Here is an 11,193-nt window from a genome sequence, read left to right as displayed (position 1 = left end):
GCCCGGGCTGGACCCGGGCATCTCAGGAAAGAGATCCTCGGGTGAGCGCTTCGCTTCACCCGAAAATGACGAAAAGGCTCACTTGAGAGCGCAATCCTTGGCGTGCGGATCGGCGTAGTCGGTGAACACCTTCTGCGCGATCTCGGTCTGGAACTTGCCGTCGGCGCGCTTGGCGACCTTGACCAGGTAGAAGTCCTGGATCGGGTAGCCATTGGTGTTGAACTTGAACTTGCCCCGCAGCGAGGTGAAGTCGGCCTTCTTGAGGGCGGCGCGCAGCTTGTCCTTGTCGCCGGTGCCGCCAGCGGCCTTGACCGCCGAGTCGATCAGCATGGCGGCGTCATAGGACTGCTGGGCATAGGAGCCCGGCACGATCTTGTAGGCGGCCTCGTAGTCCGAGACGAACTTCTTCGTCTGCGGGTTGTCCATGTTGGGCGCCCAGGTCATGCCGCCATACATGCCGACCGCGGCATCCTGCTGGGCAGGAAGCGTCGATTCATCGACCGTGAAGGCGGAAAGGAAGGGGATCTTGCCGGTCAACCCGGCCTGCGACCACTGCTTGACGAAGTTGACGCCGAGCCCGCCCGGGAGGAAGGCGAAGACGACGTCTGGCTTGGTCGAGGCGATCTTGGCGAGGTCGGAGGCGAAGTCCATCGAGGTGAGCGGAGCATAGACCTCGTCGACGATCTCGCCCTTGAAATAGGCCTTGAAGCCTGCAAGCGAGTCCTTACCGGCCTGATAGTTCGGCGCGATGATATAGGCGCGCTTGTAGCCCTGGTCCTGCGCGTACTTGCCCAGCACCTCGTGGACCTGGTCGTTCTGGTACGAGGTCACGAAGAAGTTCTGGTTGCAGGCCTTGCCGGCCATCGTCGACGGACCGGCATTGGGGCTGATCAGGAAGGCGCCGCTGTCGAGCACCGGCTTGGCGATGGCGCCGAGGATGTTTGAGAACACCGGGCCGACGACGAAGTCGACCTTGCCGCCCTCGACGAAGCTGCGGACCTTGCCCACCGCGACGTCGGGCTTCAGCTCGTCGTCGATCACGGTGATCTGCACCGGCACGCCGCCGAGCTTGCCGCCGTTCTTGTCGACGGCGAGCTGGAAGCCGTCGCGGACCTGCTGGCCGAGAGCCGCAGCCGGGCCGGTCAGCACGCTGACGACGCCGATCTTGAGCGGCTCCTGCGCCTGCGCGCTGGCGATGCCCAGTGCGAAAAGGCCTGTGCCCAGCGACAATGCGGATTTCAGTGTCATGTCTTTGTCCTCCCGGGACGAGCGAGAAAGCCTTGGCGCGACGGGGGACCCTCACCCTCTCTGCCGCGCGACGGGCTCATATTGTTTCAAGCTTAAAATATCTGCAAGGGGTGGCAGGCAGAGAATTTGAGGTGGGGATCCGGTGCGCGCTGCGGCGCTGAACACCACTCCGCAGACACGGGATCATCATCAGAAACAAGCGCTACGTGGCGCGCCGTCCCGCATCGGCGCACCAGCATGCAATGCTGCAGCGCGTGCGGGATGACTTGCGCCTCAGGCCTGCACGCCGTCGACGTACCAGTCCATCTTGGACATGATCTCGTCGCTCGCCTTCTCGCCGGCCTTGACCCGAACCTCGCCCTTCTGGTCCTTGAGTTCGCCAGTGAACGGGTGGAACGTGCCGGCCACGATGCCCTTCTGGACTTCGTCGGCAGCCGCGCGGGCGGCAGGCGTGATCGCCTCGCCATACGGCGCCATCTTGACCATGCCTTCCTTGAGGCCGTGCCAGACGTCGCCGGTCTTCCAGGTTCCGTCCATGACCTCCTTGACGCGCTTGATGTAGTAGCCTGACCAATCGTCGACGATGGCCGTCAGATGGGCCTTTGGCGCGAAGGCCTTCATGTCGGACGCCTGCCCGAAGGCGAAGACGCCGCGCTGCTCGGCCGCCTGCAGCGGCGCAGCGGAATCGGTGTGCTGGGTGATCATGTCGGCGCCCTGGTCGATCAGCGCCTTGGCTGCATCGGCCTCCTTGGCGGGGTCGTACCAGGTCGAGCACCAGATGACCTTGGTCTTGAAGTTGGGGTTCACCTTCCGCGCCGCGAGATGGAAGGCGTTGATGCCCATCACCACCTCGGGGATCGGGAACGATGCGACATAGCCGGCCTGACCCGATTTCGACATGTGGCCGGCGATTGTGCCCAGCACGGCGCGGCCCTCATAGAAGCGGGCGTTGTAGGTCGCGACGTTCTCGGCGCGCTGGTAGCCGGTCGCATGCTCGAACTTGATCTTGGGGAACTGCTTGGCTACCTGGATCGTCGGGTTCATGAAACCGAACGAGGTCGTGAAGATGATCTGGTTTCCGGCCTGGGCGAGCTGGCGGATGGCGCGCGCTGCGTCGGGGCCTTCGGCGACGTTTTCGATGAAGCTCGTCTTGATCTTGGCGCCGTATTCCTTCTCGAGCGCGAGGCGGCCCTGATCATGGGTCCAGGTATAGCCGTGGTCGCCGATCGGGCCGACATAGACGAAGCCGACGCCGAGCGGCGCCTGTGCCGAGGCGCCGCCGCCGATCAGGGGGAGGCTGGCGGCAGCCGCGCCGGCGCCGAAGCTGAAGCGGCGGCGGGTGATGATCGAGGTCATTGGTGTCTCCCGTTATGTCCGTGGCGGCTCTACTGGGCCGAGAAAGGTTTGCCGAGACAGGCAGGCGCATCGAGCCGGCCGGTCCTCCGTCCTAGCGACATCATGGTCAGAACCGCAATCGTCGCAAGGTAGGGGGCGGTGGCGAGAAGCTCGGGGGCGAGCCATGTCACGCCGGCGGCCTTGGCCTGAAGTTCGAGCGTCATGACCGCGCCGAAGAGATAGGCCCCGAACAGCAGCCGGCCCGGCTTCCAGGCGGCGAAGACCACCAGCGCCAGCGCGATCCAGCCGCGGCCAGCCGTCAGCCTGTCGGCCCACATAGGCGTCAGCGCCAGCGAGAAATAGGCGCCGCCCAGTCCCGCCAGCGCTCCGCCGAAGGCGATTGCGCCATAGCGGATGGCGATGACGGGATAGCCGATCGCATGGGCCGACGCGTCGTTCTCGCCGACGGCGCGCAGGATCAGGCCCGGCCGCGTGCGGCGCAGGAAGTAGCCGACGCCCGCCACCAGCAGCAGCGAGAGATAGACGACGATGTCGTGGCCGAAGATCGCGCGCAGCCAGGGATGGGCCGAAAGCGCGTCTGGGAAGATCGGACCCAGCCGTGCGATCGTCTTGCCGACGAAGCCGGCCCCGATCAGCGAGGAGGCGCCGATCCCGAAGATCGTCAGCGCGAGCCCCGTCGCGACCTGGTTGGCGGTCAGGCTGAGCGTCAGCACGGCGAAGACCATCGCGGTTGCGACACCTGCGAGTGCTGCCGCCACCAGTCCAAGCCCGGTGCTGCCGGTCGAGAACGCCACGGCAAAACCAGCGACTGCGCCGCAGAGCATCATGCCCTCGACGCCAAGGTTCAGCACGCCAGATTTCTCGACCACGAGTTCGCCCAGCGCCGCGAGCAGGATCGGTGTCGAGGCGGCGACGAGGGTCATCACGATCGAGACAAGGATGACGGAGTTCATGGGAGGGCATTCCGTGCAGCCAGCCCGTCATTGCGAGGAGGCGCAGCCGACGAAGCAATCCAGGACGTCGAGCGGGACCCCCTGGATTGCTTCGCTTCGCTCGCAATGACGGATGGGAAACTCATACGGCGCGCACCTTCCAGCCGATCCGGTAGCGCACCAGCACATCCGTCGCGAGCAGCATGAACAGCAGCAGCGCCTGGAACATGCCGGTTGCCGCTTGGGGCAGGCGCACCGTGGTCTGCGCGATCTCGCCGCCGACATAGGTCGCGGCCAGAACGATCCCGCCAAAGACGATTCCCAGCGGATTGAGCCGGCCCAGGAAGGCCACGATGATCGCGGTGAAGCCATAGCCGGTCGGGAATTGCGGCGTGAGTTGGCCGAATGGGCCCGCCGCCTCGAACAGACCGGCCAGCCCCGCAAGCCCGCCGCCCGCGAGCAGGGTCGCCCATGTGACCTTGTCGGCGCTGAAGCCGCCATGACGCGCGGCGGAGGGTGCGAGCCCCACGACTTTCACGGCATAGCCGGCGATGGTCTTCTCCATCAGCAGCCAGGCGAGGATCGCGATCACGAGCGCCACCGGGATACCGAGATGGACGAGCGATTCCGGGATGACGATCGGGAGCGCCTGCTCGGCGGTGAACATCCGCGTCTGCGGGAAATTGAAGCCGTCGGGGTCCTTCCAGGGGCCGCGCACGAGGAAATACAGGATCTGCACCGCGACATAGGTGAGCATCAAACTGGTCAGGATCTCGCTGACCTGAAGCTTGACCTTGAGCAGCGCCGGGATCGCCGCCCAGGCCATGCCGCCGAGCACGCCCGCGATGGCCATGGCTGGCAGGATCCACCAGCCGGTCATCTCATAGGTCGCCAGCGCGACGCCGGTACCTGCGATCGCGCCCATGACATACTGGCCCTCGGCGCCGATATTCCAGACATTGGCGCGAAATCCTGCGGCCAGGCCGAGCGCGATCATCACCAGCGGCGCAGCCTTGACCCCGAGATCGGGCCAGCGCTGCGGCTCCAGGAACGGCGTCAGGAAGATGTCGCGAACGGCATGAAAGCCGTCATAGCCCATCGCCGTGAACACGATCATCCCGATCAGCATCGTCAGGCCGATCGCGATCAGGGGGCTCAGGGCGAGCATCGTCGTGCTCGGCTCGCGTCGGCGGCGCCATTCAAGCATGGGCATGTGCCTCGCCGGGCGCCGCGCCATGCACGCCGCCCATCATGAGGCCGATCTCGTCGATGCCGAGGCTCGCGACCGGGCGCGGCGCCGAAAGACGGCCCTCATTGATCACGCAGAGCCGGTCGGCGAGCTCCAGTAATTCGTCGAGATCCTGCGAGATCACCACCACCGCCGAGCCCTTTGCGGCGAGGTCGACCAACTCCTGCCGGATCGCGGCGGCCGCTCCTGCGTCGACGCCCCAGGTCGGCTGGCAGACCACGAGAACACCCGGCTGCTGGCCGATCTCGCGGCCCATGATGAATTTCTGCAGGTTTCCGCCGGACAGCGAGCGCGCCAGAGCGCCGGGGCCTGTCGTGCGCACATCGAAGCGCCGGATCACCGATTCTGCGAAGCGCTGCACGTCGAGACGGCTGATCAGCCCGAGCGGCGTCAGCGGCAAGCGATGCCGCGCCGTCAGGATGCCGTTCTCGGCGAGCGAGAAATCCGGCACGGCGGCATGGCCGTTACGCTCTTCGGGCACGCAGGCAAGGCCGCGTGACCGGCGCGTGCCGGCGTCGAGCCGGCCGATCGGTTTGCCGTCGAGCTGGATGGACTGCGCGTGCCCGCTCAACCGCTCGCCCGAGAGCGCAGTGAGCAATTCCGCCTGGCCGTTGCCTGCGACCCCGGCGATCCCAAGGATTTCGCCGGCCCGCGCGTCGAAATCAATACCGCTCAGATCGGTCCCGAAAGGCGGCTCGCCCGCCAGCGATAAGCCTTCGACCTTGAGCCGGATGGTCCCCTCAGTGCGGCCCTTGCCATGTTCGATCTGGCGCAGCTCGGCGCCGATCATCAGCTCGGCCATGCGCTTGGTCGTCTCGGCTTTCGGGTCGCAGGTCGCAACCACCTTGCCGCCGCGCAAAATCGTCGCCGCCTCGCACAACGCTTTGATCTCTTGCAGCTTGTGCGAGATGTAGAGGATCGCGCAGCCCTGTGCCGCGATCTGCCGCAGTGTCTCGAACAGGCGCTCGACCTCCTGCGGGGTCAGCACCGAGGTCGGCTCATCCATGATCAGGAGTTTTGGCTCCTGCAGCAGGCAGCGCACGATCTCAACGCGCTGGCGCTCGCCGACGGAGAGCGTGTGCACCTCGCGCTCGGGATCGAGCGGCAGCGAATAGCTCTGCAGGATCTCTGCGACGCGGCGCTTCAGTTCCTCGCGGTCGACCGCCTCGTCGAGACCGAGCGCGATGTTCTCGATGACGGTCATCGCGTCGAACAGCGAGAAGTGCTGGAACACCATGCCGATGCCGAGTTTACGCGCGGCCTTCGGGGAGGTGATCGAGGCCGGTTGGCCGTCCCAATGGATCGTGCCCTCGTCGGCCTGCTGCACGCCGTAGATGATCTTGACGAGCGTCGATTTGCCGGCGCCGTTCTCGCCGAGCAGCGCATGAATCTCGCCCGGCCGCACGCTCAGGCTGATATCCTCGTTCGCCCTCACGCCCGGAAAACTCTTGGAGATATGGGCGAGCGTCAGCCGCGGGGGAGCGGTCTGCTCAGGCGGCTGAATCATGACCGGTGCGTCTCCCTGCAATCCGTCTCGGCCTCATTGAGGATGTCGCCTGTCGGCCAAGCAAGCAACGCACCAGCTCGGCCGCCGTCAAGGCCGCGATCACCTCCGGACGCTTGTCATCCACATCCGCTGCGCCGATCGGGCAGGTCAATCGGTCCAGAGCCGCGCTCCGGCCCCCGGCGCGCAAAAAACTCGCCTCGAAGCGTGCGCGCTTTGTCCCCGAGCCGATCATGCCGACATAGGCCGCGTCGCCCCGTGCCAGCGCCGCCTCGGTGAGGCGGTAATCGAGCGCGTGGCTGTGCGTGAGGATGACGAATGCGGCGGCCGCCGGCGCCTGCGCGATGGCGGGCACGGGATCGGCCATCCGGATGCAGGTCAGCTCCGGGGGCAAGCCGTTGAGCACGCCGTCGCGATCGTCGATCACCGTCGTCGCGAAGGGCAGGGCGGCGAGCGCCTGCGCCAGCGCGCGGCCCGTGTGCCCGGCGCCGAAGATCAGCACGGATGGGCGAGACGCCGCGGCCGCCTGTTCGCGCGCCTGCTGCAAGGCGAGGTCGGCTGCATTCGCTTGCTTGAGCAAAACCCGCACCCGCCCGCCGCAGCACTGTCCCATCTGCGGGCCAAGCGGGATGTCGAGTGTCCTTGAGCCGCCACCTGCCGCCAGCATCTCGCGGGCGATGTCGATGCAGTGGAATTCGAGTTGTCCGCCCCCGATCGTGCCAGCCATCGCGCTGCGGCTCACCGCCATGGCCGCGCCGGCCTCGCGAGGCGTCGAGCCCTCCGCGCGCTCCAGCGTGACGATGACGACACCATCGCGCAGGGTTTTGCTGAGGAAGGTGGTCAGCATCATGCAGCCCTCCCGTCATTGCGAGCGAAGCGAAGCAATCCAGAACGATTACGCGAGACGCTGGATTGCTTCGCTTCGCTCGCAATGACGGGCGAAAACGTAGTCATCGCCCCGCCTCCGCCCGTACGCGATCGACAGCATCCAGAACCCGCTCCGGCGTCGCAGGCGTGTCGAGCCGCGGGCACACCCGGTAATCGCCGACACTCGCCACAGCATCCGACAAGGCATGCAGCACCGAGATCGCCAGCATCAGCGGCGGCTCGCCGACGGCTTTCGAGCGGCCGATCGTCGGTTCCCGGTTCGCCACGCCATCGAGCAATTCGACATTGAAGATGCGCGGGCGGTCTGAGGCGACCGGGATCTTGTAGGTCGAGGGCGCATGCGTGCGCAGCCGGCCCTTCTCGTCCCAGACCAGTTCCTCGGTGGTGAGCCAGCCCATGCCCTGCACGAAGCCGCCCTCGATCTGGCCCTTGTCGATGGCGGGGTTCAGCGACGTCCCGCAATCATGGAGGATGTCGACGCGCTCGACCTTGTACTCCCCCGTCAGCGTATCGATGGCGACTTCGGCGGCGGCCGCGCCGTAGGCGAAATAATAGAACGGATGGCCACGCCCGGCCTTGCGATCCCAATGGATCTTTGGCGTCGCGTAGAAGCCGGTGGCCGAGAGCTGGATGCGCGCCATGTAGGCCGCCGCGATCAACTCCGTGAAGGCGATCTCGCGGGCGCCGATCCGCACGCGCCCCGGCAGGAAGGCGATCGCCTCAGGGCGCTCCTGCCAATGTCGCGCGGCGAAGGCGACGAGCCTTGCCTTGATTGTCTCGCAGGCATCGAGCGCCGCCATGCCGTTGAGATCTGAGCCCGAGGAGGCTGCCGTCGCCGAGGTATTGGGTACCTTTCCGGTGGTCGTGGCGGTGATCTTGACCGCGTCGAGCCCGATGCCGAAGGCCTCCGCCACGACCTGCGCCACCTTGATGTAGAGCCCCTGGCCCATCTCGGTACCGCCATGGTTCAGCGCGACCGTGCCGTCGGTATAGACATGCACCAGCGCGCCGGCCTGGTTGAACCAGGTCGCGGTGAAGGAGATGCCGAACTTGACCGGCGTCAGCGCAATGCCGCGCTTGACGATCGGGCTCTTCGCATTGGCCGCACGGATCGCCGCCTGCCGGGCGCGATAGTCGCAGCGCCGCTCCAGTTCTGCGATGACCTCACCGGCGATATTGTCCTCGACGGTCTGGTGATAGGGCGTGACGTCCCGGCCCGCACCGCCATAGAGGTTGCGCTTGCGCACCTCGAGCGGGTCGAGCCCGGTGGCATACGCGACCTCTTCGATGAAGCGCTCGGCCCCGACCATGCCCTGCGGCCCGCCAAAGCCACGAAAGGCTGTGTTGGAAACCGTGTGCGTGCGCAGTGGCTCGGAGCGGCCGCGCACCGCCGGGTAGAAATAGCAATTGTCCATGTGGAACAGCGCGCGGTCTGTGACCGGCCCCGACAGATCGGCGTTCCAGCCGCAACGGGCGGCATAGACGGCATCGACCACATGGATGCGGCCCCCATCGTCAAATCCGATCTCGTAGTCGCAGACGAAATCATGGCGCTTGCCGGTGATGACCATGTCGTCGTCGCGGTCGGGCCGCAGCTTCACCGGCCGCTTCAGCCTGTCGGCGGCAATCGCCGCGACGCAGGCGAACAGGTTGGCCTGCGTCTCCTTACCGCCAAAACCGCCGCCCATGCGCCGGACCTCGACGGTCACCGCATGCGAGCCGACGCCGAGCACATTGGCGACCATGTGCTGGACTTCCGAGGGATGCTGCGTCGAGGACAGCACCAGCATGTCGCGATCCTCGCCGGGGATGGCGAGCGCGATCTGGCCTTCGAGATAGAAATGGTCCTGGCCGCCGATCTCGATCGAGCCCTTCAGCCGGCGCGGACTGGCATCCAGCGCGGCAGCGACATCGCCGCGTTCGAGCTTGAGCGGATCGGTGACCAAAGCGCCGCCGGCCGTGCGCGCTGCCGCGACATCGAGCAAAGGCTTCGCTTCATCGTAGACCGCCTTGGCGAGGGCGGCGGCATGGCGTGCGGCTTCGCGGGTCTCGGCGATCACCGCGAAAAGCGGCTGGCCGTGATGCAGGATCCTGTCGCTGACAAAAACCGGCTCGTCATGGCGATGCGTCGAGGAGATGTCGTTCTGGCCGGGGATATCGGCGGCGGTCAGCACGTTCAGAACGCCCGGCGCGCTGCGCACCGGATCGAGATCGAGCGAGACCAGCCGGCCATGCGCGATCTCGGCCAGACCGAGATAGGCATGCACCAGCCCGGCCGGTTCCGCGACGTCGTCGATGTAGAGCGCCTCGCCGGCGACGTGCTTCGCGGCGGAATCATGCGCCTGCGCCGTGCCGAGCGGGCCGGCATCGACCTGGGCTTCCAGCCGCTTGCGTGCATCAGCCATGGGCGGCCTCCGCGAGCAGGCCGGCGACGCGGGTCTCGATGTCGGGCTGCGTCGTCTCGATCAGGAAGCGCCGCAGCAAATTGCCGGCGACCTTGAGCCGGTAGCCGGCGGAGGCGCGCATGTCGCTCAGCGGGGTGAAATCATGGGGCAGGGCGGCGATGGCAGCGCTGACACTAGCCTCGTCCCACGCCCTGCCGATCAGCGCGGCTTCCGCCGCTCGCGCCCGCTTCGGAATGCCTGCCATGCCGCCATAGGCGAGGCGGGCCTCGGTGATCGCACCAGCGCCATCGCGCCGGATGAAGAACGCGCCGCAGACGGCCGAAATGTCCTCGTCGAAGCGTTTAGAGATTTTCGAGACATGGAACAGCGCATCAGCCGGCAGTTTTGGCACGATGACGGCCTCGACGAACTCGCCCTCGCGCCGGTCCTGCTTCCGGTAGTCAAGGAAGAAGGATTCCAGCGGGATGGTTCGCCGGGTGAGGCTGGGCACCGCATCGTCATTGCGAGCGGAGCGAAGCAATCCAGAGGTGTCGCGCTCCCGCTCCTGGATTGCTTCGTCGCTGCGCTCCTCGCACTGACGGGAACAGGCCAGCACCAGCCGTGCGCCCCGTGCGATCAGCGCGGGCGGCAGGTCGCCGATCGGCGAACCATTGGCGATGTTGCCGCCGATCGTGCCGGCATTGCGGACCTGCTCCCCGCCGAAGCGACGCATCATCTCGTCGAGTTCCGGCGACAGCTGTGCCAGCGCTTGACGGACATCGAGATGGCTGGCCATCGCCCCAAATCGCAGATGGTCGCCCTCGTCGGAAATCGTGCGCAGGGCCTCGATCCGCCCGAGCGAGATCACCGGGTCGAGTTTTCGCATCCCTTTGGTCACCCAGAGCCCGACATCGGTGGCGCCCGCGACGAGCGTGGCGCGCGGCTCGGCAGCAACAAGCGCCGCCAACGCCTCGATGCTGGCGGGCGCGTAAAATCGCCTGCCGGAGCCTTCGAGCGCCAGCGTCTCGTCGTCTTGCAGCTCCGCCAGCCGCCGCGCAATCTCTTCGCGCTGCCGCGCAAACCGGTCCTGTTCGCGCTCGCCGATCTCGTACATCCGTCGGGCCGCTGCGATGATCGGCTCATAGCCGGTACAGCGGCAAAGATTGCCGGCGAGCGCGTCCTCGATCCGCGAAAGGCTCGGCCTGTCCTCGTTCAACCGCAGAGCGAGCAGCGACATCACGAACCCCGGCGTGCAGAAGCCGCATTGCGAGCCATGGCATTCGACCATCGCCTGCTGCACGGGATGCAGGGCCCCGTCATCGGCCTTCAAATGCTCGACCGTCAGGAGATGGCAGCCATCGAGCGTGGGCAGGAAGCGGATGCAGGCGTTGATCGCCTCATAGCGCAGCCGTCCCTGGTCGAGCCTGCCCACGACGACGGTGCAGGCGCCGCAATCGCCCTCGGCACAGCCTTCCTTGGTGCCGGTCATGCGCTGGTCTAGACGCAGCCAGTCCAGCACCGTCAGCGTTGGATCGCACGACGCGATCTCGACCAGCCTGTTGCCGAGAAGGAAGCGCAGCATTTCACGCATCCCTCGAGCATCCCTCGCATAGCGAACTCATGCCCTTAGAT

The 11,193-nt window shown here is 66.5% G+C and carries 8 protein-coding genes; all 8 read right to left on the bottom strand.

Going from position 1 to position 11,193, the window contains the following annotated elements:
* Positions 1-78 precede the first annotated feature (78 nt).
* Entirely contained in the window at positions 79-1,248 is a 1,170-nt protein-coding gene (locus tag AC1D2L_RS04325) for an ABC transporter substrate-binding protein (RefSeq protein WP_476844569.1), read from the bottom strand.
* Between the two features lie 273 nt (positions 1,249-1,521).
* Positions 1,522-2,604: a BMP family ABC transporter substrate-binding protein gene (locus tag AC1D2L_RS04320; RefSeq protein WP_476844568.1), complete on the bottom strand. Its 1,083-nt coding sequence runs from the start codon at positions 2,602-2,604 to the stop codon at positions 1,522-1,524.
* A 29-nt stretch (positions 2,605-2,633) separates the two neighbouring features.
* A complete protein-coding gene (locus tag AC1D2L_RS04315) occupies positions 2,634-3,557 on the bottom strand; it encodes an ABC transporter permease (protein WP_476844567.1) in 924 nt (307 codons plus the stop codon).
* Between the two features lie 121 nt (positions 3,558-3,678).
* Positions 3,679-4,749, bottom strand: a complete 1,071-nt coding sequence (locus AC1D2L_RS04310) for an ABC transporter permease (protein WP_476844566.1) — start codon at positions 4,747-4,749, stop codon at positions 3,679-3,681.
* Positions 4,736-6,292 (bottom strand): ABC transporter ATP-binding protein, encoded by a 1,557-nt coding sequence (locus AC1D2L_RS04305; RefSeq protein WP_476844565.1) that lies wholly within the window; start codon positions 6,290-6,292, stop codon positions 4,736-4,738. The genes AC1D2L_RS04310 and AC1D2L_RS04305 overlap by 14 nt, the downstream gene beginning before the upstream one ends.
* The gene (xdhC, locus tag AC1D2L_RS04300) at positions 6,276-7,139 is read right to left on the bottom strand and encodes a xanthine dehydrogenase accessory protein XdhC (RefSeq protein WP_476844564.1); all 864 of its coding nucleotides are present in this window, start codon (positions 7,137-7,139) and stop codon (positions 6,276-6,278) included. The genes AC1D2L_RS04305 and xdhC overlap by 17 nt, the downstream gene beginning before the upstream one ends.
* A gap of 100 nt (positions 7,140-7,239) precedes the next feature.
* Positions 7,240-9,582, bottom strand: a complete 2,343-nt coding sequence (xdhB, locus tag AC1D2L_RS04295) for a xanthine dehydrogenase molybdopterin binding subunit (protein WP_476844563.1) — start codon at positions 9,580-9,582, stop codon at positions 7,240-7,242.
* A complete protein-coding gene (locus AC1D2L_RS04290) occupies positions 9,575-11,152 on the bottom strand; it encodes a xanthine dehydrogenase small subunit (protein WP_476844562.1) in 1,578 nt (525 codons plus the stop codon). The genes xdhB and AC1D2L_RS04290 overlap by 8 nt, the downstream gene beginning before the upstream one ends.
* Positions 11,153-11,193 lie beyond the last annotated feature (41 nt).

This window comes from Allobosea sp. P1_B10 (assembly GCF_056406735.1).
Note: the sequence above shows the minus strand (reverse complement) of the source record. Positions and strands in the feature narration are given on the sequence as shown.

What these genes read in the sequence shown, in the direction of transcription:
- AC1D2L_RS04325 (WP_476844569.1), bottom strand. Translation starts at nt 1,248, where the DNA reads ATGACACTGAAATCCGCATTGTCGCTGGGCACAGGCCTTTTCGCACTG.
- AC1D2L_RS04320 (WP_476844568.1), bottom strand. Translation starts at nt 2,604, where the DNA reads ATGACCTCGATCATCACCCGCCGCCGCTTCAGCTTCGGCGCCGGCGCG.
- AC1D2L_RS04315 (WP_476844567.1), bottom strand. Translation starts at nt 3,557, where the DNA reads ATGAACTCCGTCATCCTTGTCTCGATCGTGATGACCCTCGTCGCCGCC.
- AC1D2L_RS04310 (WP_476844566.1), bottom strand. Translation starts at nt 4,749, where the DNA reads ATGCCCATGCTTGAATGGCGCCGCCGACGCGAGCCGAGCACGACGATG.
- AC1D2L_RS04305 (WP_476844565.1), bottom strand. Translation starts at nt 6,292, where the DNA reads ATGATTCAGCCGCCTGAGCAGACCGCTCCCCCGCGGCTGACGCTCGCC.
- xdhC (WP_476844564.1), bottom strand. Translation starts at nt 7,139, where the DNA reads ATGATGCTGACCACCTTCCTCAGCAAAACCCTGCGCGATGGTGTCGTC.
- xdhB (WP_476844563.1), bottom strand. Translation starts at nt 9,582, where the DNA reads ATGGCTGATGCACGCAAGCGGCTGGAAGCCCAGGTCGATGCCGGCCCG.
- AC1D2L_RS04290 (WP_476844562.1), bottom strand. Translation starts at nt 11,152, where the DNA reads ATGCGTGAAATGCTGCGCTTCCTTCTCGGCAACAGGCTGGTCGAGATC.